At 69.1% G+C, this 25,526-nt stretch carries 24 protein-coding genes; 3 read left to right on the top strand and 21 right to left on the bottom strand.

Features of this window, described 5'->3' with window-relative positions; all coding sequences use genetic code 11:
* Positions 1–51: 51 nt before the first annotated feature.
* A complete protein-coding gene (locus V8Z80_RS05375; protein ID WP_336061281.1) occupies positions 52–1,014 on the bottom strand; it encodes a Bug family tripartite tricarboxylate transporter substrate binding protein in 963 nt (320 codons plus the stop codon).
* An 87-nt stretch (positions 1,015–1,101) separates the two neighbouring features.
* Positions 1,102–2,025, bottom strand: a complete 924-nt coding sequence (locus tag V8Z80_RS05370; RefSeq protein WP_155196576.1) for a dihydrodipicolinate synthase family protein — start codon at positions 2,023–2,025, stop codon at positions 1,102–1,104.
* Positions 2,026–2,189: 164 nt separating this feature from the next.
* On the opposite strand from V8Z80_RS05370, the gene V8Z80_RS05365 reads away from it, so the two are divergent.
* Positions 2,190–3,020 (top strand): FadR/GntR family transcriptional regulator, encoded by an 831-nt coding sequence (locus V8Z80_RS05365; protein ID WP_155196575.1) that lies wholly within the window; start codon positions 2,190–2,192, stop codon positions 3,018–3,020.
* A 42-nt stretch (positions 3,021–3,062) separates the two neighbouring features.
* Here V8Z80_RS05365 and V8Z80_RS05360 read toward each other — a convergent pair whose 3' ends face one another.
* The 10 genes from V8Z80_RS05360 to V8Z80_RS05315 all read right to left on the bottom strand — a co-directional run bounded on the left by V8Z80_RS05360 (position 3,063) and on the right by V8Z80_RS05315 (position 12,692).
* Positions 3,063–4,046: a LysR family transcriptional regulator gene (locus V8Z80_RS05360; protein ID WP_155196574.1), complete on the bottom strand. Its 984-nt coding sequence runs from the start codon at positions 4,044–4,046 to the stop codon at positions 3,063–3,065.
* 55 nt (positions 4,047–4,101) lie between these two features.
* Positions 4,102–4,836: an amino acid ABC transporter ATP-binding protein gene (locus V8Z80_RS05355; protein ID WP_155196573.1), complete on the bottom strand. Its 735-nt coding sequence runs from the start codon at positions 4,834–4,836 to the stop codon at positions 4,102–4,104.
* 21 nt (positions 4,837–4,857) lie between these two features.
* A complete protein-coding gene (locus tag V8Z80_RS05350) occupies positions 4,858–5,547 on the bottom strand; it encodes an amino acid ABC transporter permease (RefSeq protein ID WP_155196572.1) in 690 nt (229 codons plus the stop codon).
* Positions 5,540–6,232 carry an amino acid ABC transporter permease gene (locus V8Z80_RS05345; protein WP_155196571.1) on the bottom strand — a complete coding sequence of 231 codons (693 nt, stop codon included), beginning with the start codon at positions 6,230–6,232 and terminating at the stop codon, positions 5,540–5,542. The genes V8Z80_RS05350 and V8Z80_RS05345 overlap by 8 nt, the downstream gene beginning before the upstream one ends.
* A gap of 33 nt (positions 6,233–6,265) precedes the next feature.
* Complete coding sequence (locus V8Z80_RS05340; protein ID WP_155196580.1) at positions 6,266–6,982, bottom strand: ABC transporter substrate-binding protein; 717 nt, start codon at positions 6,980–6,982, stop codon at positions 6,266–6,268.
* A gap of 188 nt (positions 6,983–7,170) precedes the next feature.
* Positions 7,171–8,373 carry an aminotransferase class I/II-fold pyridoxal phosphate-dependent enzyme gene (locus V8Z80_RS05335; RefSeq protein ID WP_336061279.1) on the bottom strand — a complete coding sequence of 401 codons (1,203 nt, stop codon included), beginning with the start codon at positions 8,371–8,373 and terminating at the stop codon, positions 7,171–7,173.
* A complete protein-coding gene (locus V8Z80_RS05330; protein WP_336061278.1) occupies positions 8,370–9,053 on the bottom strand; it encodes an RraA family protein in 684 nt (227 codons plus the stop codon). Before V8Z80_RS05330 ends, V8Z80_RS05335 begins: the two co-directional genes overlap by 4 nt.
* Positions 9,054–9,243: 190 nt before the next feature.
* Positions 9,244–10,086 (bottom strand): undecaprenyl-diphosphate phosphatase, encoded by an 843-nt coding sequence (locus tag V8Z80_RS05325; protein WP_155196568.1) that lies wholly within the window; start codon positions 10,084–10,086, stop codon positions 9,244–9,246.
* A gap of 61 nt (positions 10,087–10,147) precedes the next feature.
* The gene (locus V8Z80_RS05320; protein WP_155196567.1) at positions 10,148–11,728 is read right to left on the bottom strand and encodes a TerC family protein; all 1,581 of its coding nucleotides are present in this window, start codon (positions 11,726–11,728) and stop codon (positions 10,148–10,150) included.
* Between the two features lie 169 nt (positions 11,729–11,897).
* A complete protein-coding gene (locus V8Z80_RS05315; RefSeq protein WP_155196566.1) occupies positions 11,898–12,692 on the bottom strand; it encodes an inositol monophosphatase family protein in 795 nt (264 codons plus the stop codon).
* A 96-nt stretch (positions 12,693–12,788) separates the two neighbouring features.
* Between V8Z80_RS05315 and V8Z80_RS05310 the strand changes: the two genes are divergently transcribed.
* Positions 12,789–13,640 carry an RNA methyltransferase gene (locus tag V8Z80_RS05310; protein WP_336061277.1) on the top strand — a complete coding sequence of 284 codons (852 nt, stop codon included), beginning with the start codon at positions 12,789–12,791 and terminating at the stop codon, positions 13,638–13,640.
* Here the strand turns inward: V8Z80_RS05310 and V8Z80_RS05305 are convergent.
* Genes V8Z80_RS05305 through V8Z80_RS05295 form a run of 3 tightly spaced genes read right to left on the bottom strand, consistent with a single transcriptional unit; the run spans position 13,570 to position 15,966 of the window.
* Entirely contained in the window at positions 13,570–14,208 is a 639-nt protein-coding gene (locus V8Z80_RS05305) for a 3-oxoacid CoA-transferase subunit B (protein WP_155196564.1), read from the bottom strand. The genes V8Z80_RS05310 and V8Z80_RS05305 overlap by 71 nt on opposite strands.
* Positions 14,205–14,891, bottom strand: coding sequence for a 3-oxoacid CoA-transferase subunit A (locus V8Z80_RS05300; RefSeq protein WP_155196563.1), 687 nt, complete (start codon positions 14,889–14,891; stop codon positions 14,205–14,207). The genes V8Z80_RS05305 and V8Z80_RS05300 overlap by 4 nt, the downstream gene beginning before the upstream one ends.
* Before the next feature lie 52 nt (positions 14,892–14,943).
* Positions 14,944–15,966, bottom strand: coding sequence for a tripartite tricarboxylate transporter substrate binding protein (locus V8Z80_RS05295; protein ID WP_336061276.1), 1,023 nt, complete (start codon positions 15,964–15,966; stop codon positions 14,944–14,946).
* A gap of 209 nt (positions 15,967–16,175) precedes the next feature.
* On the opposite strand from V8Z80_RS05295, the gene V8Z80_RS05290 reads away from it, so the two are divergent.
* The gene (locus tag V8Z80_RS05290) at positions 16,176–16,952 is read left to right on the top strand and encodes an IclR family transcriptional regulator (RefSeq protein WP_336061275.1); all 777 of its coding nucleotides are present in this window, start codon (positions 16,176–16,178) and stop codon (positions 16,950–16,952) included.
* Between the two features lie 46 nt (positions 16,953–16,998).
* Here the strand turns inward: V8Z80_RS05290 and V8Z80_RS05285 are convergent, their stop codons facing one another.
* The 6 genes from V8Z80_RS05285 to V8Z80_RS05260 form a co-directional block, all read right to left on the bottom strand.
* On the bottom strand, positions 16,999–17,907 hold the full coding sequence (locus V8Z80_RS05285) for a mechanosensitive ion channel family protein (RefSeq protein WP_336061274.1): 909 nt from the start codon (positions 17,905–17,907) through the stop codon (positions 16,999–17,001).
* A gap of 76 nt (positions 17,908–17,983) precedes the next feature.
* Positions 17,984–19,111 carry a DUF1513 domain-containing protein gene (locus tag V8Z80_RS05280; RefSeq protein ID WP_336061273.1) on the bottom strand — a complete coding sequence of 376 codons (1,128 nt, stop codon included), beginning with the start codon at positions 19,109–19,111 and terminating at the stop codon, positions 17,984–17,986.
* Between the two features lie 2 nt (positions 19,112–19,113).
* On the bottom strand, positions 19,114–20,283 hold the full coding sequence (locus tag V8Z80_RS05275) for an imelysin family protein (RefSeq protein WP_336061272.1): 1,170 nt from the start codon (positions 20,281–20,283) through the stop codon (positions 19,114–19,116).
* Positions 20,284–20,294: 11 nt separating this feature from the next.
* Complete coding sequence (locus V8Z80_RS05270) at positions 20,295–21,860, bottom strand: di-heme oxidoreductase family protein (RefSeq protein WP_336061384.1); 1,566 nt, start codon at positions 21,858–21,860, stop codon at positions 20,295–20,297.
* Positions 21,860–23,158 carry an imelysin family protein gene (locus V8Z80_RS05265; RefSeq protein ID WP_336061271.1) on the bottom strand — a complete coding sequence of 433 codons (1,299 nt, stop codon included), beginning with the start codon at positions 23,156–23,158 and terminating at the stop codon, positions 21,860–21,862. The genes V8Z80_RS05270 and V8Z80_RS05265 overlap by 1 nt, the downstream gene beginning before the upstream one ends.
* Positions 23,159–23,590: 432 nt before the next feature.
* Positions 23,591–25,087, bottom strand: a complete 1,497-nt coding sequence (locus V8Z80_RS05260; protein ID WP_155196555.1) for an AMP nucleosidase — start codon at positions 25,085–25,087, stop codon at positions 23,591–23,593.
* Positions 25,088–25,526 lie beyond the last annotated feature (439 nt).

Below are 25,526 nucleotides of genomic sequence, written 5' to 3'. Positions count from 1 at the left end.
GCCGGCGCCAGCCGGGCGCGGCCCGGCCGGCTCCTGGCCGGCGCGCGCGGGTCAATCCATGCGCGCACCGGACTCTTTCACCACCACGGCCCAGCGCTCTATCTCGCTGCGCATCAGCGTATCGAGCGCCTGTGCCGGCCCGCCCATCACCTGCAGGCCCTGCGCCTGCAGCTTGTCCCTGACCTCGGCCCGGGACAGCGCGGCGTTGAAAGCGCCGTTGAGCCGATCGATCACCGGCTGCGGCGTGCCGGCCGGCACGAACACCGCGTGCCAGGACAGCACCTTGAATCCTTCCAGCCCGGCCTCCTGCAGCGTGGGCACGTCCGGCAGCAAGGGCGAGCGCTCGTCGGCACTGACCGCCAGCGCGCGGACCTTGCCCGAGCGGATCAGCGAGAAGGTCTGGTCGAACATGAAATCCACCCTGCCGCCCATGAGGTCCTGCAAGGCCTGGGGCGAGCCGCGGTACGGAATGTGCGACATCTGGATGCCGCTTTGCTTGCGGAACAGCTCGCCGGTCAGGTGCTGGCTGGTGCCGTTGCCGTTGGAGGCGAAGGTCAGCGTCTTGTGCCTGCCCGCCTCGATCAGGTCCTTCACAGACCTGTACGGCGAATCGGCGTTGACCACCAGCACGTTGGGCACGTAGCCCAGCAGCGTGACGGGCGCAAAATCCTTGACCGGGTCGTAGGCCAGTTCGGGATACAGGCTGACGTTGATGGCGTGGGTGCTGACGGTGCCGCTGGCCAGCGTATGGCCATCGGCCGCGGCGCCGGCCGCATTGGCCGTGCCGATGGCGCCGCCGGCACCGCCGCGGTTCTCGATGACCAGGGGCTGGCCCAGCTCGTTCAGCAGCGCTTCGCTCAGTACGCGGGCAAACACGTCGGTGCTGCCGCCCGCGGGAAACGGCACGACCCACTTGATGGGGGACTTGGGATAGTCCTGCGCAGCGGCAGGAAAAACGGCGGCGGCCAGGCTGCCAGCCGCAAGGACCGCGGCGGCCCAGAAAGGCTTGAACATGTCGGTGTCTCCGGTTTTGTGGCGGCCGCAAGGGCCGCGTTCGTTCCGACGGGCCGAAGGTGCAGCGTCCGGCCCATGGCATGAATGTCAGGCGGCGGCGCGCTCCTGCTCGAGCAGGCCGCATGCGGCGCTGCGCAAGGACGCGGCCAGCGAGGGATCGGTGTTCGACAGCATCGGCAGCATCGGCCCCATGGGCGCGATACCCGAGAGCGTGACCGCGTCGTGCAGGACCGCAATGGGGCCGTGCGCATCGCGGATGTCCTCCAGCGGCAGGAATCGCTGGCGCAAGGCCTGCGCGCCTTGCCAGTCGCCGGCCTGGATGGCCCGCAGCAGCGCCATCGAAGCCGACGGCGCGATGGTGCCCGAGCCGGTCGTGAAGCTGCCCAGCCCGAACGCGCGCAGGTGATCGATGGCCGGCCGCTCGCCGATGCCGCTGACGATCAGGCGCGGGTCAACCCGTGCGGCCAGGGCCCGCAGGTATTCGTCCTGGGCAGGCTGCTGGCGGATCACGGCGTACTTGACCAGGCCCACGCAGCCCTCGTCCATCATGGCCCCGACCGTCTCGACCGGCAGGTAGTCCTCGTCCTTGATGTAGAGCAGCACCGGCTTGCCCAGCCGCTCGGCAAAGCGCCGCACGCCCGTGGCGATGCCGTCGGCGCTGGCCACGCCGCGATAGGGCATGACCATGACCGTGGGGAAACCGTAATCGCGCAGCACCGCGGCCTGGTCCATCAGCTTGCCGTAGTCCGGACCTGCGGAAGGCACCATCCAGGTATCGGCGCCGGCGCACTGGGCCAGCATGTCCAGGATGGCGGCGTATTCGCCCATGCCCACGTGATAGAAGTTGGCGTTGCCGCCGTAGATCAGCGTCTTGATGCCGCCGGCCTGCATGTGGGCGATAAGCGCCTGGTTGGCCGCCACGTTCAGCGACAGGTCGGCATGGCGCGCCAGCGGCGGCACGGCCAGGACCGAGGCGGCCACGTCGGCCGCGGTGAAAGCGGAAGTCTTCATGAAAAATCCAACGGGAATGCGCCGCAAGGACGCGGAAAGCCCCGCTGCCGCCAGGGCCGCGGCGGCGGGTACTGTCGCAAGCTTAGATGCGGCCCTACTAGTTGTCAACAAGTTGTTATTTTAATTAATCACTTTATTGCAACTCCGGGAGTAGAATCCGGCCTATGAAACCGCCCCTGCCTGCGACCGGCGCCGGCTCGCCGGCCCCCGCCCAGACCGGCTTGCGCCGCGTGCAGAAGTACAGCGACCAGATCTACGAAGACGTCATGGCACGCATCGTCGACGGTCGCCTGCCCGAAGGCCAGAAGCTGCCGCCCGAAAGCGAGCTGGCCGCTCTCTTTGGCGTGTCGCGCCCGGTCATCCGCCAGGCCTTGGCCCGCCTGCGCGCCGACGGCGTGATCGTCTCGCGCCACGGCTCGGGCTCCTACGTGCAGCGCAGGCCCGCGGTGGACTTCCTGCGCCTGGCGCCGCTGGGCGGCATGGCCGACGTGCTGCGCGCCTACGAGTACCGCGTGGCGCTGGAAGGAGAAGTGGCGTGGCTGGCCGCCGAGCGGCGCACCGAGACCGACCTGCGGCAAATGGCCACGGCGGTGCGCGAAATGAAGCAGGCGCTGCAGGCCCGCGAGCTGGGAGCCGAAGCCGACCTGCGCTTTCACCGCGCCATCGCCACGGCCACCCGGAACCCCTTGTTCGAGTTCAGCATGGCCGCCCTGTCGGACTACATCGCCGAAGGGGTGGCCTTGACGCGCCGGCTGTCGCTAAAAGTGGGCCGCGCGCGGCTGGAACGGGTGCAGGCCGAGCACGAGGCCATCTACCAGGCCATCCGCGCGCGCGACAGCCAGGCCGCGCGCACGGCCATGCGCGCGCACATCGACAACGCCCGCCAGCGCATGCTGACCGAGGAATCGCCCGGCGGGGAACCGCCCGGCGAGCAAACGCGTGATGGGCAAGTCCCTGGCGGCGAAACGCCCGGGAAAGGAAGGCCTGGCGGCTAAGCCCTGCCAGGGCCGGCCGCTTCGGCTCGAACGCCGCGAGGCTTATTGCGCTTCCGGGCGCGGCGCCAGCAGGCTGGGCAGACCGGCCATGGCGCTGCCCCGCATGTTGAAATCGCACACCTCGCTGGCCAGCTCGACCACGCGTGCGACCATGGGGTTGAACAAGGCTTTCTTGTATACCGCGTAGTAATGCACCTGGGGCAGCTCGGGCACGACGTCGAGCTGGCGCAGGTGCCCTGCGGCCACCAGGGGGCCGAAATAGCTGGGCGGCAGGTAGCTGATGCCCAGACCCAGCATGGTCAGCTGAGCCACCACGCCCAGGCTGTTGCAGGTCAGCACCCGCTTGACCGACAGGCCCTGCTCGGCGAACCAGCCGTCGTACAGGTGGGTCAGCGCGGAGTTGGTGGGCTGGGTGATCACCGGATAGGCCAGCAGGTCACGCGGGGCCAGCTGCCCGTGCCCGCCCAGCGCAAGCGAGGGGCTGGCCATCCAGACGTTGCGGATATGCCCCATGGGCACGGATTCGTACTCGTAGCTCCAGAACGGGCCCGGCATGATGGCCACGTCCAGCGAGCCTTCCTCCAGGCGCCGGTACAAGGTCACCCCGCCGTCGATGTCGGGCATCAGTTGCAGCTGGGGATGCTGGCGGGCGGTCTGGTCGATCAGATTGGCCAGCCACGTCAACCCCACCAGTTCGGTGGCGCCCAGCCTGACCAGGCCCTGGAAGCTGTCGGGCGCGGCCATCTTCTGCACGATGCGGGCGTTCAGCGCCAGCATCTCCTGCGCCATCTCCACCATACGCCGCCCCCTGGGGGTGAGCGTGAGCACGCGCGCGCCGCGCTCGAACAGCGGCGCACCGGCAAAGCCCTCGAGCTCGGCCACCCGCTTGGCGATGGCGGACTGGCTGGCGTGCAGCTTCTTGGCCGAGGCGCTGAAGCTGCCCAGCACGGCGCTCCAGTAAAAGGCCTCCATCTGCTTGAGCGTATACATGGCCGAGCGCCTGGGCAGGTCGGAAAACCCAATCATAGCCTCGGCGGGCGTGCGGCCGGCGGCGGCAGCCGGGCGAGGCCGGCGCCCATGTTCAATGCCGGGGAGCCAGTACGTCGGCCAGGAAACGCCGGGCCCGCGGATGCTTGGGCGCGCTGAAGAAATTTGCCGGCGTGTCCGATTCGATGATGCTGCCCGCGTCCATGAAGACCACGCGGTCGCTGACCTCGCGCGCGAACCCCATTTCGTGCGTGACGCACACCATGGTCATGCCGTCCCTGGCCAGCGATTTCATCACCTGCAGGACCTCGCCGACCATTTCCGGGTCCAGCGCGCTGGTCGGCTCGTCGAACAGCATGATCGGCGGCTGCAGCGCCAGGGCCCTGGCAATGGCCACGCGTTGCTGCTGGCCGCCGGATAGATTGCCCGGATAGGCATCGGTCTTGTGCGCCAAGCCCACCCGCTCTAGCAGTTGCCTGGCCTGCTCGATGGCCTGCTTGCGTGGGCGCTTCTGGATATTGACCGGCGCAAACAGCACATTGTCCAGCACCGTCATGTGCGGGAACAGGTTGAACTGCTGGAACACGAAACCGATGCCCGCGCGCAGGCGATTGATGTTCAGCCCCTTGCGGTAGATGTCCTGGCCATCGACCGTGATCGTGCCTTGCTGGATGGGTTCGAGCCGGTTGATGGTGCGGATCAGCGTGGATTTGCCCGATCCCGAAGGCCCGCACACCACCACGACTTCGCCGCGAGCCACCTCCAGGTCGATGTCCCGGAGCACATGGTGCTCGCCGAACCACTTGTTGACGTTTTCGAGTTTGATCATGAGTGCACAGCAATGGAGGATTCAGGCCATGGCGCGCGCGCTGCGCACGCGGGCATCGAGCCAATGGAGCGAACGGGACAAGGTGAAGCAGACCAGGAAGTAGGTAATGGCCAGGATCCCGAACACCTGCAAGGGCTGGGTCAGCACCATGTTGTTGACCTGGTTTGCCGCGAAGGTCAGCTCGTTGACGCTGATCACGTAGCCCAGCGAGGTTTCCTTGACCGTGGAAATGAACTGGCTGGTCATGCTGGGCAGCACATTGAGCAAGGCCTGCGGCAGCACCACCTTGCGCAGGGTGGTGAAATAACCCCCGCCCAGCGAGCGGCAGGCCTCGACCTGCCCGGGCGGGATCGCCTCGATGCCCGAACGGATCACCTCGGACAGATAGGCGCTCTCGTACACCACCAGCGCGCATACCAGCGTGGTAAATCCGCTAATGGTGCCGCCGGTGATCTTGGGCACCACGAAATAAGCCCAGAAGATAAGCATGAGCAGCGGCATGCCGCGCACCACGCTGACCAGCGCGGCGGCCGGCACCGACAGGATCTTGAACGGGCTGACCCGCGCCAGCGCGATCAGCAAGGCCAGCGGCAGCGATAGGACCAGCCCCAGCACCGCCAATATCAGGGTCAGCGCAAGCCCGCCCAGCGGCCCGTGGGGATACATGCCCACCAGGAACTGGGGCCAGTAGGTAACCAGGATATCAAGCATGTCCGACTCCCTGGCGGTCCCGGCGATAGCGCGCGGCGATGCGCGAACCGATGAACAGGATCAGGAAGGAGCCCAGCAGGTACATCACAGTAGCGGCGCCGAAGGTGGCGAAGGTACGGTAGGTTTCGTTCTCGATTTCACGCGCCTGGTAGGTCAGCTCGACCACCCCGATCGCCATGGCCACGCTGGTGTTCTTGAACAGCAGCAGCGCGCGCCCGACCAGGGGCGGAATGGAGATGCGCAGGGCCTGCGGCACGATGATCCAGCGCATGCACTGCAGGTAGCTGGCGCCCAGCGCGCGGCTGGCTTCGAACTGCGTGGCCGGGATGGCGCGCAGGCCGCTGCGTATATCCTCGGCGATGTACGCGGCCGAACCCATGCCCAGCGCGATCGCCGCCAGCGACAGCTCGGCGTTGTGCTCGTACAGCCAGCCGCGCAATCCCTCGGGCAGCAACTCCGGCATGCCGAAATACCAGAACAGCACCTGCACCAGCAGCGGCACGTTGCGGTGATATTCGACGTAGGCATCGACGAACCAGCGCGCCGCGCGCAGGTTCGTGGTGCGGATGACCACGAGGGTCACGGCGAGAGTGAAGGCCAGGACCCAGCTCGTCAGGAACAGCTGCACGGTGGTAACCATGCCGTTGACGAGCTGCATCATCTGGTCCGGAGTCAGGAATGCCATCCGGGGTTCCTCGTATGCCTGGCGCGCCGGCGCTCAGCCCGCGACCGGGCCGATCTTGAACGACCGCTGGAGCTTGAAGGGCGTCTGCTGGCCGAACCACTTCTCGAAGATCCGGGCGGCCTCGCCCGATGCCTCGGCCTGCTCCAGGATATCGTTGACCGCCTTCATGAAGGCCGGCTCGTCCTTGCGGATGCCCAGGCCCCACGGCTCCTCGAACACCGCCTGCTCCAGCACGGTCACCGGCGCGGTGGGCGGGCTTTGCAGCATCAGGCGCACCAGCACCAGTTCGGAGGCGAACTGCGCCTCGGTCTTCTTCTGCTGCAGGGCCAGGTAGGCAGCCGAACTGTCGGTGTAGCCGATCACCTTCGATTCGGGCAGGCGCTCCTTGATCTCGCGCTCGGAACTGGAGCCCTTGGTCGCGCCGATGCGCTTGCCGCGCAGGTCCTGCATGCCGGTCACGCCCGAATCGGCGCGCACCAGCAGCTTCTGCGGGCTGACGTAGTAGATGTGCGAAAAGCCGATCTGTTCGGCGCGGGCCGGCGAATAGCCCAGGTTGGCGGCCAGGATGTCCACGCGCTTTTCATTGAGCTCGGGCACGCGCGCGGCCACCGACAGGAGCTTGAAGTTGACCTTCACGCCCAGCTTCTCGCCCACCAGCTTGCAAAAGTCGATATCGTAGCCAGCCAGCTGGCGCGTGGCCGGATCCTGGAAACTGAAAGGCTGCGAGGTGCCCAGCGTGCCGCAGGTCATCTCACCGGCCTCCTTGATATCGGCAAGCTGGTCGGCCTGCGCGCCGCCGGCGGCCAGCAGGCCGCCCAGGATGCCCAGCGACAGCACTCGTTTGAAGTTCTTCATGCGGATCCCCTTATTGGAAAATGCCGGGCCGGCGGCCGCGGCAGGTGTTGCGATGGATGAAAAGGCGCGGCGCGGGGCCGGTGCTACTGCAGCTTGGCGCAGGCCTGGGCAATGCCCTCGCAGCCGGCGCGCAGATCCTGCAGCGAGGCCGCGAACGACAGCCGGAAGGTGCCTGGCGCGCCGTAGGCGCTGCCGTCGATAACGGCGACCCCGGCCTCGCGCAGCAGGTAATGCGTCAGGTCGGTATCGGTGCGCAGCACCTTGCCATCGGGCATGCGTTTGCCCAGCAAGGCGCTGCAGTCCGGAAACACGTAGAACGCGCCTTCGGGCTCGACCAGCGCCAGGCCCGCCACGGCTCGTAGCCTGCGCAAGGCCTCGTCGCGGCGTTCGCGGAAAATGCCGGCGAACTGCGTCACGCAGTCCTGGGGCCCTTCCAGGGCCGCCAGCGCGGCGGCCTGGCTGATCGACGAGGCCCCGGACGTGCTTTGCGACTGCAGGATGGCCATGGCCTTGAGCAGCGGCTCGGGCCCGGCGCCATAGCCGATGCGCCAGCCCGTCATCGCGTAGGCCTTGGATACGCCGTTGACCACCAGCGTGCGCTCGGCCAGCCGTGGCGCGACCTGCAAGGGATGCACGGAGGGCTGGCCGGTAAAGTTCAGGCGCGCATAGATGTCGTCAGTCATTAGCCAGACGTGCGGATGGCGCTCGAGCACGGCCGCCAGAGCCTGCAGGTCCTCGCGGCGATAGAGCGCCCCGGTCGGGTTGCTGGGCGAATTGAGCATCAGCCACTTGGTGCGGGCAGTGATGGCCGCCTCCAGGGCCTGCGGATCGATCCGATAGCCGCCAGCCGGCGTGGCGGGCACGATCACCGGCTTGCCGCCGTTGACCGTCACCATGTCCGGGTACGACACCCAGTACGGCGCGGGGATGATGACCTCGTCGCCCTCGTTCAGCGAGGCGGCCAGGGCGTTGTAGATGACCTGCTTGGCGCCGGTGCTCACGATGATCTGGCCCACCGGGTAGTCCTGGCCGATGTCCGCCAGGATGCGCGCGCGGATCGCGCGCCGCAGCGCCGGCACGCCCTGGGCGGCGGGATACTTGGTCTGCCCGCGCCCGATGGCCGCCACCGCCGCCTCGCAAATGTGCGCCGGCGTGGCGAAGTCGGGCTCGCCGATGGTCAGGTCGATGATGCGGCGGCCTTCTTCGCGCAGTTGCGCGATGATGGCGCGCGCCGCGACGCTGGGCGAGAGCTTGATGCGCTGGACGCGGTCGGCGACGATGTTCATTGCGCCCCCCCGGTCTTGGCCGCGATGGCCTGGTCCATCCAGGGCTTGGCATAGGTGCCGGCGCGGATCTTGTCCTTGATCGCCGCCTCGTCGGCTTCCTTGCGCATCGCCGCAGCCAGGACCTGCTCGGCCTGGGCGGCCGGGATGGCCAGCACACCGTCGGCATCGCCGACGATGACATCGCCTGCGCACACCACCTGGCCGCCGACGCACACCGGCACGTTGATCTCGCCCGGGCCATCCTTGTACGGCCCCAGGTGGGCCACACCGCGGGCAAAGCAAGGAAATGCGCCTTGCGCAAAGACGTCGGCATCGCGCACGGCGCCGTCGATGACAAAGCCCGCCATGCCGCGGCGCTCGGCGTCCATGGCCATCAATTCGCCCACCAGCGCATTGGCCAGTTCGCCCGCGCCATCCACCACCAGCACCTCGCCGGGCTGGGCCAGCGAGATGGCCTTGTGGATCATCAGGTTATCGCCCGGACGGGTCTTGACGGTGCGGGCCAGCCCGGCCAGCCTGCCGGCATGCGCGGCATGCAAGGGACGCAGGCCGCGCACCCCGTAAAGCCGGCCCATGCAGTCGCTGATCTGAGCGACCCCGACCGTGGCGAAGGCTTGCAGCATCTGGGACGAAACAGGCTGCGCGGCAGCCGGCAGGACTCGGTAACCAATCGGGGACATGGAGGCATGAATTCTCAGTGACAGGAGAAAACATTAAAAGCCTCCTCGCTTACGATTAGCAAACGAGTTAAATTCTCGCTTACTTACGCATTTTTTTCGTAGCTATGGCTCGTAGAGGGAAAAAAGGCCGGCATGGGCCGGCCCGTCCTTGTCCCGGTTCGTCAAACCGAGGGAAAACCCCTATCACCGCCTAGCCACGCGTGAGCAGCCACAAGGCCACCACCCCGCCAAAAACGATGCGGTACCAGCCGAATATCCGGTAGGTATGCCGCGCCACGAAGGCCAGCACCGCCCGCACCACCACCAGCGCGCTCAGGAAGGCGCCGATGAAGCCGGCCACGATGGCCCAGGTTTCCTCGCCGCTGAGCACGCCGTAGTTGCGGTAGGTGTCGTAGACCGCGGCGCCCAGCATGGTCGGCATCGCCAGGAAAAAGGAAAACTCGGTGGCGGTCTTGCGCTGGATGCCGGCCACCATGCCGCCGATGATGGTCGCGCCCGAGCGCGAGGTGCCCGGGATCATGGCCAGGCACTGGGCAAAGCCTACCGCCAGCGCCTGTTTCCAGGTGATCTCGTCCAGCGAGAAGGCCGTGGCGCTGCGGGTGTGGGCCGATTCGCCGCCCTCGCCCGGCTTGCGCTCGACCCACAGCATGATGAGCCCGCCCAGCACCAGCGTGACCACCACGACCGAGGGGTGGAAGAACAGCGACTTGATCGCCGAGATGAAGATCGCGCCGATCACCGCGGCCGGCAGGAAGGCGATGACCAGGTTGCGGGCGAACAGCATCTCGCCGCGCTGGCCGGTCAAGGTGCCGTGGATAAGCTGGTAGAGCCGCGCGCGGAAGATCCACATCACCGCCAGGATGGCGCCGAACTGGATCACGACCTCGAACACCTTGCCCTCGCTGGATTGAAAGCCGATCCAGTCGCCGATCACGATGAGGTGGCCGGTGCTCGACACCGGCACGAACTCGGTCAAGCCTTCGACGATGCCCAGGATGAAGGCCTTGATCAGCTGCAGGGTGTTGTCCGTCATGAGCGAGAGGGTTCCTTATTGCTTGGGGGCAGGCCGGGCGCGGCCCGCCGGGGTCGGGGAATCACGGGGCTGCGGGCGCTTCGGGCTCGTCGGGCTGCGGCGCCAGCCGCTCGACCAGCACCGAGGCGATGCGGCGGCCCTGCACTTGCAGCACCTCGAAACGATAGCGCGCATGGGGCGCCTCGAACTCGCAGGCGTCGCCCGCGGCCGGCAACTGGCCAAAGCGCTCGAGCAGGTAGCCGGCCAGCGTGGCGTAGTCCTGCTCCTCCTGCACCAGCCCGTCGGTTTCCAGCACCTGTTCCAGGTGATGCAGGTCGGCGGCGCCGTCGACCTTCCAGCGCCCTTCGCCTTCCTGGACGATATCGGGCAGCTCGTCCTCGTCGGGGAACTCGCCGGCGATCGCCTCGAACACGTCGATGGGCGTGACCAGGCCCTCGATGGCGCCGAACTCGTCGGCCACCAGCACCAGCTGGCCGCGCGAGCGCTTGAGCGTGTCCATCAGGCGGATGATGTTGGTCGAGTCGTGCACGATGATGGGCTCGCGCAGGCGGCTGCGGCGGATCTGTCCCTCGGTGATGAGGTCGGCCACCAGGTCCTTGGCGCGGCCGATGCCCACCACCTCGTCCAGCGAGCCTCGGCAGACAGGAAAGAAGCTGTGCGGCGTCTTTTCCAGCAATTCGCGGATCGCCTTGGGATCGTCGTTCAGGTCGATCCACGTGACCTCGGTGCGCGGCGTCATGATGGAACGGATGTTGCGGTCGGCCAGGGTCAGCACGCCACTGACCATGTTGCGCTCCTCCACGCCGAAAGTGGGCACCGTGGGACCTTCGTCGGCAGCCGCCTCGGCCGGGGCGACGATCTCGGGCGGGCGCTTGCCCAGCATGCGCAGCACCGCCTCGGCGGTGCGCTCGCGCATGGGCCGCGCCTCGAGCCGCAGCAGGTTGCGGCGCGCCACCTGGTTGAGCGCCTCGATGACGACCGAGAAGCCGATGGCCGCGTACAGGTAGCCCTTGGGCACCTTGAAGCCGAAGCCTTCGGCCACCAGCGAGAAGCCGATCATCAGCAAAAAGCCCAGGCACAGCACCACCACCGTGGGATGGGCGTTGACAAAGCGCGTCAGCGGCTTGGAAGCCACCAGCATGACGCCCATGGCGATGACCACGGCGATCATCATGACTTCCAGGTGCTCGACCATGCCCACCGCGGTGATGACCGCGTCCAGCGAGAAGACCGCGTCCAGCACCACGATCTGCAGGACGATGACGCCGAAGCTGGCATATACGCGCGGGCCGGTGCTCGCGTGCCGCTTGCCTTCGATGCGCTCGTGCAGCTCCATGGTGCCCTTGAACAGCAGGAAGAAGCCGCCCAGCATCAGGATGAGGTCGCGCCCGGAGAAACTCAGCGCGCCGACGGAGAACAGGGGGGCGGTCAGCGTGACCAGCCAGGACATGACCGAGAGCAGGCCCAGGCGCATGATCAGGGCCAGCGACAGGCCCAGGACCCGGGCCCGGTCGCGCTGCGCGGGTGGCAGCTTGTCGGCCAGGATGGCGATGAACAGAAGGTTGTCGATCCCCAGGACGATTTCGAGAACGACAAGGGTAAGCAGGCCGACCCACGCGGCGGGGTCCTGCATCCACTCCATCAGGAGCTCCAGAAGTTTCGGGACCGACAATCGTACCCGGAATCGGGCTTATCCGTCTGTCACAGGCCGCGTGCGGCGGCCACCGGCCGCGGCCCCGGCGCCGGCCAGGCCGCCTGGGCGCGTCCCGGCGGGCGGCGCGATCCGCGCCGCCCGCCCTTGCTAACCCGGCCTAAGCCGCCGGCTGCAGGTATCCCAGGATCTGCGTGAAGATCTTCGGCGAGGCGGCCAGCACCGAGCCCGAATCGAACCAGGTCTGCTCGCCGGCGAAGTCGCCGATCAGCCCGCCGGCCTCCAGCACCAGCAGGCTGGCGGCGGCCATGTCCCAAGGCTTGAGGCCCTGGCCGCAGAAGGCGTCAAAGCGCCCGCAGGCCACGTAGGCCAGGTCCAGCACGCTCGAGCCGGTGCGGCGCACGCCCGCGCAGGCATCGGCCATGTCGGCAAAACGCGGGAAGATATTGTGGTCCGGGCCCGAAGGGCCGGGCCAGCGCGCCGCCAGCAGGGCATCGTGAAAGCGGATGCGGCCCGAGACGCGCACGCGCCGGTCGTTCAGGAAGGCGCCGCTGCCGCGGCTGGCGGTAAACATCTCGTTGCGCGCCGGGTCGTAGATCACCGCCTGGGTCACCTGCCCGCGCGTGAGCAGCGCGATGGACACGGCATAGGTGGGCAGGCCGTGGATGAAATTGGTGGTGCCATCGAGCGGGTCGATGACCCACTGGTTATCGACCTGGCTGCCGCCCTCGGCGGCCTCGCGCAGGCCCGACTCCTCGCACAGGAAGGCATGATCGGGATAGGCATTGCCCAGCACATCGATGATGGCCTCCTCGGCGGCGCGGTCGACTTCCGTGACATAATCGCGCGGCCCCTTGCGGGCGACCTGCAGGCGTTCTATGTCGAGACTGGCCCGGTTGATGATCGAGCCGGCGCGCCGAGCCGCCTTGATGGCGGTATTGAGCATGGGATGCATAAAATTCCGTCTGTTTTCGGTACTGTCGGGGCGTCGGCATGCCGCATGCCTGCCCGCAGAATGTCTGGGGCGCATGGCCCAAACGCGCTATTTTAAATGACACCCGCCTTTTCACGCGTCCGCTTCGTCATGACCCACCCCAGCCACCCGGGCAACGTGGGTTCGGCCGCGCGCGCCATCAAGACCATGGGCTTTGGCGAACTGGTGCTGGTCGCCCCCCTGGCCGAACGCATCACCGAGCAGCCCGAGGCCGTCTCGCTGTCCAGCGGCGCGGCCGACGTGCTGGCCGACGCCCAGGTGGTGCAGACCCTCGAACAGGCCCTGGCGCCGGTCACCCTGGCTTTTGCGCTGACGGCGCGCCCGCGCGACCTGGGCCCGCCGGTCTGCGACATCCGCCAGGCCGCCCGGCAGGCCCAGGCCCACCTGGCGCAGCAGCCGGCCGGGCGCGTGGCCGTGGTGCTGGGCACCGAGCGCAGCGGCCTGACCAACGAACACATCGCGCTGTGCCAGCGCATCTGCCACATCCCTGCCAATCCGGCCTACAGCTCGCTGAACGTGGCCCAGGCGCTGCAGCTGGCGGCCTGGGAGATGCGCTATGCCCTGCTCGAGCCGGGCGAGCGCCTGCCCGCGGCCGCGCCCGCGCCGCCCGCACCGGCGCCCGGCGCGCTGCCGGCCAGCGGCGAGAAGGTGCAGGCCCTGCTGGCGCACTGGGAGCAGGCCCTGGTGGCGGTGGGCTTTCTCAATCCCAGGCATCCCAAGAAGCTGATGCCCCGCATGCGCCACCTGTTCGGCCGCAACGGCCTGACGCAGGACGAAGTGGACATGCTGCGCGGCGTGTGCACGGCCATGCTGGCCACCGCCGGGCGCGCCCAGGCGCTCAGGCCTGCAAGTCCAGCCGCGTCAGATCCCGCAGCGCCGGCAGACCCAGCCCCGCCAGATCGTCGATGACGCGCACCGCGCCGTCGGCCTGCGGCGCGAACACCGCCACGTCGGTATAGACCCGGCTGACGCAGGACCGCGCGGTCAGCGGATAGCTGCACCGGTCCACCAGCTTGCTCGCCCCGGCGCGGGTAAGCAGCTCCATCATGACGTAGACGCTGCGCGCGCCCAGGGCCAGGTCCATGGCCCCGCCCACGGCCGGTATCGCATCGGGCTCGCCGGTATGCCAGTTGGCCAGGTCGCCGTGGCGCGAGACCTGGAAAGCCCCGAGCACGCAGATGTCCAGGTGCCCGCCGCGCATCATCGCGAAGGAGTCGGCGTGATGGAAATAGCTGGCCCCGGGCAGGGCCGTGACCGGCTGCTTGCCGGCGTTGATGAGATCGGGATCCTCCTGGCCGGGCGCGGGCGCCGGCCCCATGCCCAGGATGCCGTTCTCGCTGTGCAGCAGGATGTCCCGGCCCGGCGGCAGGAAATCGGCCACCAGGGTGGGCAGCCCGATGCCCAGGTTGACGACGCTGCCTTCGGGAATATCGCGGGCCACGCGCGCGGCCATTTGCCTGCGGTCCAGCCTTTTCATCGCATGGCCTCCTTCGCCGCGGGCCGGGCGCGCACCACGCGCTGCACATACAGGCCGGGCGTGACCACGACCTCGGGATCCAGGCCGCCCAGCTCCACCACCTCGTCGACCAGGGCCACGCAGATGCGCGAGGCCGCGGCCATGATCGGGCCGAAGTTGCGCGCGGTCTTGCGATAGACCAGGTTGCCCCAGCGATCGGCCGCGCGCGCCTGTATCAGCGCGTAATCGGCCTTCAGGGCGTATTCCAGCACGTGCTCGCGGCCATCGATCATGCGGGTTTCCTTGCCTTGCGCCAGCTGCGTGCCGGCGCCGGTGGGCGTGTAGAACGCGCCGATGCCGGCTCCGCCGGCGCGGATGCGCTCGGCCAGGTTGCCCTGGGGTACCAGTTCGAGCTCGATGCGCCCGCTGCGGTACAGACCGTCGAACACGTGCGAATCGGCCTGCCGCGGAAACGAGCAGATGATCTTGCGCACCCGCCCGGCGGCCAGCAGGGCCGCCAGGCCGGTATCGCCGTTGCCGGCATTGTTGTTCACCACCACCAGGTCGCGCGCGCCCTGCGCCAGCAGCGCCTCGATCAGCGCCAGCGGCTGGCCGGCCGGCCCGAAGCCGCCGATCATGACCGTGGCGCCGTCGGGCACGTCGGCCAGCGCCTGCGCCGCCCCCTCGTACAGCTTGGAAATCATACGCGCCGGCCCGATGAAACGCCCCGGCTGCGCGGCATGCCGGCCCCAGCCCTCATTCGACCCGGGCTCCCGAGGCCTTGACCACCTTGCCCCACTGTTCGACCTCCTCCTGGATGAACTGGCCGAACTGCTCGGGCGTGGTGTCCTGCGCCACCGCACCCAGGTCGGCCAGGCGCTTTTTCACCTCGGGCCGGGCCAGCGCCTTGCGCGCCGATTCGTTCAGCGTCTTGATGACCTCGGGCGGCGTGTTGCGCGGCGCGATCAGGCCGAACCACGACGACACGTTGAACTGCGGAAAGCCCGACTCGGCCATGGTCGGCAGGTCGGGCGCGGTTTCCGACCGCTCGGCCGTGGTCACGGCCAGGGCGCGCAGCTTGCCCGACTGGACGTGCGGCCAGGCCGAAGGCATGTTGTCGAACATGAACTGCACCTGCCCGCCGATGAGGTCCGTCAAGGCCGGCGCGCTGCCCTTGTAGGGCACGTGCAGCACGTCCAGGCCGGCCTGGATCTTGAACAGTTCGCCGGCCATGTGGATGGACGTGCCGCTGCCCGAAGAGGCGAAGGCCAGCTTGCCGGGCTCCTTGCGGGCCAGCTCGGCCAGCGCCTGCGGGCTGTCGGCCTTGACCGAGGGATTGACCACCAGCACGTTGGGAACCTTGGCCGCCAGGGCCACGGGCGCGAAATCGCGGGTCAGGTCGAAGGAAAGCTTCGGATAGAGCGTATGGTTGATGGCGCTGGTGACCGCGACCATGTACAGCGTATAGCCGTCGGGCGCGGCGCGAGCCACCAGTTCGGCGCCGATGTTGCTGCCGGCGCCCGGCCGGTTCTCGACCACGAAGCTCTGCTTGAGGTCTTCGCCCATGGCCTGCACCAGCACGCGCGCCACCACGTCGGTCGTGCCGCCGGCGGGAAAGCCCACCACCACGCGTACGGGCTGCTCGGGATAGGCGGCGCCGGCCGGCGCGCCGGCCAGTGTGCCGGCCGCCAGCGTGGCCCCGGCGGCCAGGCTGCGCCACAGGCGGCCGGCTTGCCTGGGGAAGAACGGGGCGCGCGCGGCGCGGTCGTGCTTGTCCATCGTCTCACTCCTTGTTCTGTTATGGGTTGCGTGGCCGGCCCGCAGGCCGGCCTGGGCTGGTTGACGCCGATTGGACATCGTCCACCTGGTGAACTATCGTCCAGCGCAGACACGCCATATTCTTTTTTTTGCCGGCCAGCGGCAAGCCTGTGTCCGCACAGCGGACATTTCCTGGCGATAACCCTGGTTCCGCCCGCTACCCTGTGCCCATGTCCGTTTCCCGTCCCCCCGAGGCCATCGCCCAGGAAGGCCCTCGCACCCTGCGCCGCGGCCTGCAGGTCCTGCGCGTGCTGCGCGACGCCGCCGCGCCCGACGGCTTGCGCATCACCGACCTGGCCCGCCAGACCGGCCTGCAGCGCCCGACGCTGTACCGGCTGCTGGCCGCGCTGATCGAGGCCGGGCTGGTGCGGCAGGTGCCACGCATGCGCCGCTATCAGGCCGTGGCGGCGGCCGGCTCGGCCGGCAGCCAGGACAGGCGCATCGCCTGCATGCGCCCCTTGATGCAGGAGCTGGCCGAACGCACCGGCGATGCGGTGTTCCTGGTGGTGCGCGACGGCGACGACTCGCTCAGCCTGCACCGCGAGATCGGCGGCTATCCGGTGCAGATCCTGGCGACCTATGCCGGCAAGCGCCAGCCCCTGGGCGTAGGCTCGGGCAGCATGGCGCTGCTGGCCGCCCTGCCCCCGCCGCAGGCCGAGCAGATCGTGCAGCGCAATGCGGCGCGCCTGCAGGAGTACGGCGGCATGACGGTCACCGAGATGCTGCGCCTGATCGAGAACACCCGCGCGCGCGGCTACGCCGTGGTGGGCAATCACGCCGTGCGCGGCGCGCTGGGCGTGGGCTGCGCCCAGCTGGACGCGCAAGGACGGCCGCTGCTGGCCATCAGCGTGACGGCCATCATCGAGCGCATGCCGGCAGCCCGCCAGCGGGAGATGGCCGCCCTGATCCAGGACGGCCTGGCGCGCTACCGCGCGCTGGCCGCCTGAAGGCGCCGGCGGCGCGGACCAAGCCGCCGGCGCCGGGCCTGCCGGGCTAGCCTCCGGAGGGCTGCCCCGGCGAGCCGGAGCCGGCCGGCTGGCCGGGTGCGGGCTGCGGCTGCGCCTTGGGCGGCTCGGCCTCGTGCACGCGCTCTTGCTCGTACCCGCGCACCGGGATGGGCGCGCGCAGGTGCGCGGCCTCCAGCTGCTTGCGCAGCTGATAGTGCAGGTCGCAGCGCAAGGTCCAGTGATTGGCCGCCTCGGCCCACATGCGCAGCAGCACCACCACCCCGTTCTCGCGATGGTCCATGACCAGCACCTGCGGCGCCGGATCGTCCAGCGACAGCGGATGCGAGACGATCAGCGCGCGCATGGTCTCGATGGCGCGGTCCAGGTCATCGCCATAGCGCACGATCATCTGGATGTCCAGGCGCCGGCGCGAATTGCGGCTGTTGTTGGTGATGGTGGCATTCCACACCACGCTGTTGGGCACGGTGGTGGTCACCCCGTCGGGCTGGGTGATGCGCGTCAGGAACAGGCCGACCTCGGCCACCGTGCCCTCGATATTGTTGAACAGCACGTATTCGCCGGCGCGGATGGGCCGCAGCGAAATCAGCATGATGCCCGCGGCGATGTTCTGCAAGGTGCCCTGCAGCGCCAGGCCGATGGCCAGGCCGGCCGCGCCGAGCACCGCGATCAGGCTGGCGGTCTGCACGCCGAAGCGGGCCAGCACCGCGATCAGGGTGAAGACACGGATGGCCCACACGGCCACGGTGCGCACCATCGGCACGATGGTGGCATCGATGCGCGGCGAGCGCTCGGCGGCACGCTGTACCGTGCGTCCCAGCGTATTGGAAAGCCACCACCCCACCCCCAGGATGAGCATGGCCGTCAAAAGGTTGGCTCCCCACTGGATAAGCCAGGGGCCCCAGGTGTCGAGATCGGTGAGCACGAAGGCGTCCATGCAGGTCTGCTCCTGAAGTGCGGGCGGCGCCGCGGAAATGACGCGAATTTATATCAGAGTGGTTGCGCGCGCGGTATCAAGACGCATCCGGCACGGGCCGCAGGTGATTGTCCCAGGCCAGTTCCTCGTCGGCCGGCAGCACGGTGCCCTGCACGCCGGCCGGGTCCACGCGCTGCATCGCGCCCGAGCCGCTGGTGAACAGGAAGCGGCCCGCGCCGTCGGGCGCGATGCCGCAGCCGTCGAACAGCGCCGCCTGCCCCAGCTCCTTGCCGGTGGCGGCGTCCCAGAACACCACCCTGCCGCCCACCGGGCTGGAGGTGGCGACCGTGCGCCCGTCGCTGCCCACGGCCACCGAACCGATGTAGTTCTCCAGCGCGCGGGTGGTGCCTGGCTTGCCCTCGAACAATTGCGCATCCGCTCCGGGCCGGTGGCGGCCCACCAGGGGCGGGCGCTCGTGGCGCGGCCCCACATGCTGGCAGCCGAACCACACGCTGCCGTCGCCCGCCTGGGCCAGGTGGCGCACCGACAGTTTGCGCAGGTCCGCGCCCAGCTCGATGCGCTCGATCAGCCGGCCGCTGGGCGCATCGACGTAGGCCAGCGAAGGCCGCATCGAATCGGGATTGAGTTCGAGCTTGCCGTAGTCCGGATGGGTCAGGATGCCGCCGTTGGCCACGCACAGCGTGCGCCCGTCGCGCAGCAGGATGACTTCGTGCGCGCCCACCCCGCCCACGTCGATCTCGCCGATACGCGCATAGCCGGCGCCCGGCGCGGCATCGTAGACGCCCAGCACCGCGCGGCCGTTCTCGTAATCGTTTTCGGTGGCGTACAGGCGGGCGCCGGCCGCGTCGAAGGCGCCGTGCCCGAAAAAGTGCCGGCCCTCGGCGCTGGCCAGCGCCTGGGGCGCCTGGCGGCCCCGCAGGTCGAAGGCCACGGCGAAAAAGCCCGGCTGGCGCCCGAAGGCCACGGCCCGGCCGCGCGGCGCGTCGATGGCGAAGCTATGGCCCCGGTCGGGCATGGGTACGGCCAGCAGGTCGCGGCCCTGCGCATCGACCACCACGGCCTCGTAGCGGCCGCGCCGTCGGCGCGCGCTGAGGTAGCGCGGGCCCTGGCCGCCGGCCGCGTCCGGGGGCAGCGCCGCATGCGCGCCCGCCGGCAAGGCCGACCAGGCCAGCACGGCCAGCCACTGGCGGCGCGTCAGGCGCATGGTCAGTCTCCGTCCAGGGCGTTAAAGCCCACCGCGATGCCCAGGTAGCCGGCCAGATCCTGGTCGACCAGGCTGCGGGCGTTCTGCAGCACCAGCAGCAGCAGGCCCAGGCGGCCGCGGGCGGCCTCGTCCTGCAGCAGCTCGGCATACGGGCGCCCGGGCAGCCCGGCCAGCACCTGCTCCCATTGCGCCAGCTCGTGCCGGATGCTCTGGTCCATGCCGGCATTGCGCGCGTCGAAACCCCACCGTGCCGTGTCGTAGAACGCCAGCAGGCCCTGCGCCTGGGCGCGCAGGAACGCCACGGTCAGGCCGCTGCGCCAAAAGGGCGCGCGGCGCGCCAGGCTGTCGCGGTAGGGCTCGGCCAGCGTGGGCGCCAGCTGGATGTCGCGCGCAAACTGCAGGCCGCCCGAGAGCGCCTTGACCGCCTCGGCAGCCACCTCGCGCTGGCTGCGATAGGCATTGCGCTGCGGCCCCGGGCGGGAAAAGTCCTGGGCGAACTCCCCCTGCCCGGACCAGGCCTGGGCCAGCTCGCGCACGGTCCGGACCAGGACCTGGGCCAGCGCGCCGGCGTAGCGGCATTCGGCCGCCTGCGGCTCTGCCTGCCGCAGCAGGCCGCCGTCGCGATACAGCACGAACTCCAGCGCGGGCAGGCCTTGCAAGGCCACGCTGCGCCCGGCCAGCATGCCGGCATCCAGGCCGGCCGCCTCGGGCGAGGACAGCAGCCCCTGTACCTGGCGCTGCATCACGCCGCGCGGATCGGGCCAGAAGGCGATGCGCTCGTAGCGGTTGTCCTGCACCAGCGGGCCGAACCGCAGGAACATCACGCCGGCCCAGGCCAGCACGGTGTCGCCGAATGCGCGCTCCAGCGTTTGCGCGGCGGCGCCATCGGGCCCGGAGCGTTCGCAATAGGCGGCCAGGCCCTGGCGCAGGCGCTCGGCGCTGGCGGCCAGGCGGGCGGTGGCCGGCGCGGCATAGCCCTGGGCCAGGCGCTGCCCCAGGTCGGCCGGCACGGGACCGGCGCCGGCCGGGACCGTCCAGCACACGCCCAGCGCCAGCGCAGCGGCCGCCAGGGCGCGGGCCAGCCCGCCCCCGCCGGCGCGGCCTGTTCCGAAGTGACGGGCCGGCGCGCCACGCCGGCGCGCCCGGCCGCTCGATTCGGGGTGCCTCGTCATCTTGCCTCCTTTCACAGCGACTCCAGGAAACGGATCAGGTCGGCCCGCTCCTGCGGGGACATCGCCACCACGCGGTCGCGCGCGGCCTGGGCTTGGCCGCCGTGCCAGAGCACCGCCTCGAGCAGGCTGCGGGCGCGGCCATCGTGCAGCCAGGTCGCATTGGGATTGACCATCCGCGTCAGGCCTATGCCCCACAAGGGGGGCGTGCGCCATTCGCGGCCGCTGGCCCCGCCCTCGGCGTGATCGTCGGCCAGCCCATCGCCCATGTCGTGCAGCAGCAGATCGGTATAGGGCCATATCAGCTGGAAGCGGTGCTCGGGCCGGGCGGCGTCGCGGCGCGTCACGTACTTGGGCACGTGGCAGGCCGTGCACCCGCTTTCGTAGAACAGCCTCTTGCCGGCCAGCACGCGCGCATCGCCGGCATCGCGCCGTTGCGGCACGCCCAGGTTGACCGAATAGGCGGTGACCAGCTCCAGCAGTTCGCCCGGGACCTCGTGCTCGCCCAGATGCGGCTGCGCGCCGTGCGGCATCCGCAGGCAGCCGGGCTGGGCGCGCGTGCAATCGCCGTAGTGGCTGGGCACCAGCGGCGTGGACAGGCCCATGTCCTGCGAGAAGGCCACGGCGCTTTGCTGTCCCACGGTAGGCTGGCCCGCCTTCCAGTTAAAGCGCCCCAGCGCGCGCTTGCCCGTGGCCAGGTCGGTGACCCAGTTGGCCCGCCCGCGCACGCCGTCGGGCTTGTCGGCGGCCTCGTTGGCCAGGATGTCGGCTTCGTGGATGGCCTCCAGCAAGCCCAGTCCGATCATGGGCGGCGCCAGGCGCGGCGACAGGCGCACGTCCGGATGCATGGGCCCGTAGCCCAGGTCGGTGATGCGGTAGCGCGGCGCCATCAGCGTGGCGGTCTCGCCGCCATTGAGCGCGATCTCGATGGGCGTGTAGCGGATGTCCAACTGGCCTTCGGCCGCCAGCCCCGGCACGGCGAAGTTCTGCAGCTGATGCCCGTAGACGGGATCGGGCAGCGAAGCCAGTTCCGCCTCGGTCGGATTGTTGTCCGGCGCGCCCGCCTGGCGCGGCACCGACAGGCGCAGCAACAGCGCCACCGCGTCGCCGCGCGCCAGCGGATCGAAGCCGGGCACCGTGCCGCGCCCGTCCTTGACATGGCAGGCCTGGCAGGACCGCGCGTTGAACAGCGGCCCCAGGCCGTCGGAGGCCTGGGTGGAGGAAGGCGACGATACCCAATCCTTGCGGAACAGTCCGTTGCCCACCAGGAACTGCTGGCGCCCCTCGAAGGAAAGATTGGCCGAGGGATGAGAAAAAATGTCCGCGTTCAGCAGCTTGCGCACCGTGGCCGCGCCGGCCTGCATGGTCTCGAAACGCTCGGGCGCGGAAAAGTCCCCCGTCGGGCGCGTGACCGCCTGCACGCGGCGGCGCTCTTCGTCGTTCAGGTCCGTGCGCCCGGCCAATGCGCGGCCGGCCGGCAGCCCCGCAGCGTCCTGCTTTGGCCCGCCCACGCCGGCCGCCACGGCCGCGCCGGCAAGCGCAGCCAGCCAAAGGCCGGCCGCCACGGCCGCCGCGCGCATCACTGGAAGACCGCCTCCGGATTGTCCAGGCTGTCCGAGCCCTCGAGCGCGATATCGCCCAGCTGCAAGGCGGCGATCACGCGCTCGAAGCTGCGGGTCTGGGCCACCAGCGCATCGATGGCGGCCTGCACCACCGCGTTGCCTTGCGGGTTGCCCGCCCCGATCATCTGGTCGTAGGTCTCGACCGTCTCGGCGCGGGTCTTGAGCGCCTGCATGGCGGCCGTGGTGGCGGCCATCTTCTCGCGCACCTCCTGGTCCAGCGCCGGGTCCGCGACCCGGACCAGGTCCGACAGGGCCGGGCCCTGCACGATCCTGCCGTCCACCCTGCGATAGCGGCCTTGATAGACGTTGACCATGCCCTGCTGGTTATAGAAGTGCGAGTTATGGGTATTGTCTGAAAAGCAGTCGTGCTCTTCCTCGGGATCGTTCAGGATCAGGCCCAGCTTCATCCGCTCGCCGGCCAGCTCGCCGTAGGACAGGCTGCCCAGGCCGGTCAGCATGGCGGCAAGCCCGGCCTGCGCGTCCTGCTGGACGGCGGCGCGCGCAGGCCCTTGTTCGTCCCAGGCCTGGACGATTTCCTCCAGGTCGGCCACCAGCAGCTCGGTGGCGGCCTTCAGGTATTGCACGCGCCGCTCGCAATGGCCGCCGGTGCACTGCGCCGGCGCGAAGTCGGTATGCGGGCGATTGCCGCCGTGGCGCTCCTGGGGCGTGCCCTGGCGGCCGGCCGGCGCCGGCCCGGTGCCGTTCAGGTCCTGGCCCCACAGCAGGAACTCGATCGCGTGATAGCCCGTGGCCACGTTGGCCTCGTTGCCATCGGCCTCGTGCAGCACGTCGCGCAGCAGCTCGGGCGTGATGCGCGCCGCGTCGATCTGCCTGCCCCCCACCTTGATCGAGGGGTTGGCGATCACGTTGACCACGTAATACGAATTGGCGTCGGATTCGGTGCCGTACGAGGCGTGCACGTAGTCGATCATGCCCTCGTCCAGCGGCCAGGCATTCACCCGCCCTTCCCAGTCGTCGACGATGGGATTGCCGAAGCGGAATGCTTCGGTCTGCTGGTAAGGCACGCGCGCATCGAGCCAGGCCTGGCGGGCCGCCCGCAGCGTATCGGGACTGGGGCTGGCGATCAGCGCATCGACCGACTTCGCCAGCGTGCGGGCCGTGGCCAGCGCGTCCTCGTAGCCGGCCTGGGCGATGTCGGCATACTGGCGCACCACCTGTGCGGCGGTGGCGCCCGCCGCAGGCCCGGCGGCAGTCAGCAGGGCGCAGGCGGCGACGGCTAGCACGGCTTTACGCATGGAACGTTCTCCGATGGGCCAAGCGTCCGCGCGCTTGGCGATGAAGGTGGGACGCAGCGCGGTCCGGCTGCAGCGGACGAAAGTGTAAACGATATTGGTTCTTCTTTCTGAAATCAGCTTTTCCACAGCAATTGTGGAAAAGCCTATGGACAGCCTTGGTGCAGCTGGAAATTTTCCTTGTGCGACAAGCGCTTGGCGCAAGCGGTCAAAAACGCGTCAAACGGGGCCGGCGCAGGGGAAAATGCCGCAAAAAAACGGGACGCAGGGGCATGCCGCCCTGCGCCGGGCCCTGGCGGCGGCACGGCGCGCAGGTTATCCCGTGCCAATGTGGACAACCCTATGGACAGCCTCGGGGCTGTTTGTAATTTTCTTTACACATCAAAAACTTGGACACTTCGCGCAGAAAATGCGCACGCCCGTATTACATCCGCGTTACTGGAAAGCGGTTTCCAGGAAGCTGCGCAGCTTGCGCGAATGCAGGCGCTCGGGCGGCATGTCACGCAGCTTTTCCAGGGCGCGGATACCGATCTCCAGGTGCTGGCCGACCTGGCGCTGATAGAAGGCGCTGGCCATGCCGGGCAGCTTCAGCTCGCCATGCAGCGGCTTGTCGGATACGCACAGCAAGGTGCCATAGGGCACGCGCATGCGAAAGCCGTTGGCCGCGATGGTGGCCGACTCCATGTCCAGGGCGATGGCGCGCGATTGCGAGAACCGCTGCACCGGCTCCATGTGGTCGCGCAGCTCCCAGTTGCGGTTATCGATGGAAGCCACCGTGCCGGTGCGCATGATGCGCTTGAGCTCCCAGCCCGACAGGCCGGCCACTTCCTCTACCGCCTGCTCCAGCGCCACCTGCACCTCGGCCAGCGGCGGGATGGGCACCCAGGTGGGCAGGTCGGCGTCGAGCACATGGTCCTCGCGCACGTAGCCGTGCGCCAGCACGTAGTCGCCCAGCCGCTGCGAGCCGCGCAGGCCGGCGCAATGGCCCAGCATCAGCCAGGCGTGCGGCCGCAGCACGGCCACGTGGTCGGTGATGGTCTTGGCATTGGAGGGCCCCACGCCGATGTTGATCAGCGTGATGCCCGAATGGCCGGGCCGCACCAGGTGATAGGCCGGCATCTGCGGCAGGCGCCGCAGCGGCTCGCCCGACGAGGGGCCGGCCTCGCCGCGGCGCGTGACGACGTTGCCCGGCTCGACCAGCGCCTCGTAGCCGCCCTGGCCCGAGGCCATCATGGCGCGGGCGCGCTGGCAGAACTCGTCCACGTAGAACTGGTAGTTGGTGAACAGCACGAAGTTCTGGAAATGGACCGGCGCCGTGGCGGTGTAATGCTGCAGGCGATGCAGCGAGAAATCGATGCGCGGCGCGGTAAACGGCGCCAGCGGGCTGGGTTCGCCCTCGCGCCCCTGCCAGGTGCCGTTGACGATGGCATCGTCGGTCACCGCCAGGTCGGGCACGTCGAACAGGTCGCGCAAGGGCCGCACCAGCGCCTCGGCGCGCACGCCCTCGATGTGGGTGCCTTCCGGAAAGGCGAAGTGCAGCGGGATGGGCACCTGCGACTGGCCGATCAGCACGGGCCGGCCGTGGTTCTGGATCAGCTGGCTCAACTGCTCGACCAGGTACTTGAAGAACAGCGCCGGCTGCGTGACCGTGGTCTGGTACACGCCCGGCTCGGCCACGTGCCCATAGGACAGCCGGCTATCGATGGCATCGTGCGTGTCCACCGCCAGCCGGATGGCCGGATAGCAGGCCCGCACCCGCCCGCGCGCCGGCCCCTTGCCCTGCACGAAGGCCTGGAAGGCCTCGCGCAGAAAGCGCGCATTGCGCGTATGCAGCTCGACCAAGCGCTCGACCGCGCGCACCGGATCGGTATAGGAACAGAACGCGACGGGCTCGGGCTGCAGGACGGGGACGTCGGACGGCGTGGCATGCATCGGCATTTCCATGGCAAGGACCCTCTCTGGGCTCGATTGTAGGACGGACCTTGCACAGGCGCCCCGCCGGCGGCCCTTGCGGCAACGTGGCTTGGTCGCCACGTTGCCGGCCCCCTTTCGTATCTTTTTGCTTCAGAACGCAATTATTTACGCCAACACCCGACTTGCCGCCCCGGCCCGCCGAGCCGTGCGCCGGGCTGGCCGTGGCGCCGCCAGCCTTTGTGTCACGAGCGCGCGGGGCAAGGCATGGCGGCTTGGCCGCGTGGACATGGTATGTCAACACTTACAGTCACGCTCCGGCCCGCTGTTGCCCGGTGGACAGTACAGTCGCTAAGATCATTTGAGCGGGCCTCTGTTCGATTGAGGATGGCGGATCCCATGCATACATAAATAAAGGTCGGGGTTAGCAGCGTGTAACGAGTCGTTTGTGTTTCTTCAC

It is taken from the genome of Orrella sp. JC864, assembly GCF_037026685.1.
Classification (GTDB): Bacteria; Pseudomonadota; Gammaproteobacteria; order Burkholderiales; family Burkholderiaceae_B; genus Orrella.
Note: the sequence above shows the minus strand (reverse complement) of the source record. Positions and strands in the feature narration are given on the sequence as shown.

What these genes read in the sequence shown, in the direction of transcription:
- V8Z80_RS05375 (WP_336061281.1), bottom strand. Translation starts at nt 1,014, where the DNA reads ATGTTCAAGCCTTTCTGGGCCGCCGCGGTCCTTGCGGCTGGCAGCCTG.
- V8Z80_RS05370 (WP_155196576.1), bottom strand. Translation starts at nt 2,025, where the DNA reads ATGAAGACTTCCGCTTTCACCGCGGCCGACGTGGCCGCCTCGGTCCTG.
- V8Z80_RS05365 (WP_155196575.1), top strand. Translation starts at nt 2,190, where the DNA reads ATGAAACCGCCCCTGCCTGCGACCGGCGCCGGCTCGCCGGCCCCCGCC.
- V8Z80_RS05360 (WP_155196574.1), bottom strand. Translation starts at nt 4,046, where the DNA reads ATGATTGGGTTTTCCGACCTGCCCAGGCGCTCGGCCATGTATACGCTC.
- V8Z80_RS05355 (WP_155196573.1), bottom strand. Translation starts at nt 4,836, where the DNA reads ATGATCAAACTCGAAAACGTCAACAAGTGGTTCGGCGAGCACCATGTG.
- V8Z80_RS05350 (WP_155196572.1), bottom strand. Translation starts at nt 5,547, where the DNA reads ATGCTTGATATCCTGGTTACCTACTGGCCCCAGTTCCTGGTGGGCATG.
- V8Z80_RS05345 (WP_155196571.1), bottom strand. Translation starts at nt 6,232, where the DNA reads ATGGCATTCCTGACTCCGGACCAGATGATGCAGCTCGTCAACGGCATG.
- V8Z80_RS05340 (WP_155196580.1), bottom strand. Translation starts at nt 6,982, where the DNA reads ATGACCTGCGGCACGCTGGGCACCTCGCAGCCTTTCAGTTTCCAGGAT.
- V8Z80_RS05335 (WP_336061279.1), bottom strand. Translation starts at nt 8,373, where the DNA reads ATGAACATCGTCGCCGACCGCGTCCAGCGCATCAAGCTCTCGCCCAGC.
- V8Z80_RS05330 (WP_336061278.1), bottom strand. Translation starts at nt 9,053, where the DNA reads ATGTCCCCGATTGGTTACCGAGTCCTGCCGGCTGCCGCGCAGCCTGTT.
- V8Z80_RS05325 (WP_155196568.1), bottom strand. Translation starts at nt 10,086, where the DNA reads ATGACGGACAACACCCTGCAGCTGATCAAGGCCTTCATCCTGGGCATC.
- V8Z80_RS05320 (WP_155196567.1), bottom strand. Translation starts at nt 11,728, where the DNA reads ATGGAGTGGATGCAGGACCCCGCCGCGTGGGTCGGCCTGCTTACCCTT.
- V8Z80_RS05315 (WP_155196566.1), bottom strand. Translation starts at nt 12,692, where the DNA reads ATGCATCCCATGCTCAATACCGCCATCAAGGCGGCTCGGCGCGCCGGC.
- V8Z80_RS05310 (WP_336061277.1), top strand. Translation starts at nt 12,789, where the DNA reads ATGACACCCGCCTTTTCACGCGTCCGCTTCGTCATGACCCACCCCAGC.
- V8Z80_RS05305 (WP_155196564.1), bottom strand. Translation starts at nt 14,208, where the DNA reads ATGAAAAGGCTGGACCGCAGGCAAATGGCCGCGCGCGTGGCCCGCGAT.
- V8Z80_RS05300 (WP_155196563.1), bottom strand. Translation starts at nt 14,891, where the DNA reads ATGATTTCCAAGCTGTACGAGGGGGCGGCGCAGGCGCTGGCCGACGTG.
- V8Z80_RS05295 (WP_336061276.1), bottom strand. Translation starts at nt 15,966, where the DNA reads ATGGACAAGCACGACCGCGCCGCGCGCGCCCCGTTCTTCCCCAGGCAA.
- V8Z80_RS05290 (WP_336061275.1), top strand. Translation starts at nt 16,176, where the DNA reads ATGTCCGTTTCCCGTCCCCCCGAGGCCATCGCCCAGGAAGGCCCTCGC.
- V8Z80_RS05285 (WP_336061274.1), bottom strand. Translation starts at nt 17,907, where the DNA reads ATGGACGCCTTCGTGCTCACCGATCTCGACACCTGGGGCCCCTGGCTT.
- V8Z80_RS05280 (WP_336061273.1), bottom strand. Translation starts at nt 19,111, where the DNA reads ATGCGCCTGACGCGCCGCCAGTGGCTGGCCGTGCTGGCCTGGTCGGCC.
- V8Z80_RS05275 (WP_336061272.1), bottom strand. Translation starts at nt 20,283, where the DNA reads ATGACGAGGCACCCCGAATCGAGCGGCCGGGCGCGCCGGCGTGGCGCG.
- V8Z80_RS05270 (WP_336061384.1), bottom strand. Translation starts at nt 21,860, where the DNA reads ATGCGCGCGGCGGCCGTGGCGGCCGGCCTTTGGCTGGCTGCGCTTGCC.
- V8Z80_RS05265 (WP_336061271.1), bottom strand. Translation starts at nt 23,158, where the DNA reads ATGCGTAAAGCCGTGCTAGCCGTCGCCGCCTGCGCCCTGCTGACTGCC.
- V8Z80_RS05260 (WP_155196555.1), bottom strand. Translation starts at nt 25,087, where the DNA reads ATGCATGCCACGCCGTCCGACGTCCCCGTCCTGCAGCCCGAGCCCGTC.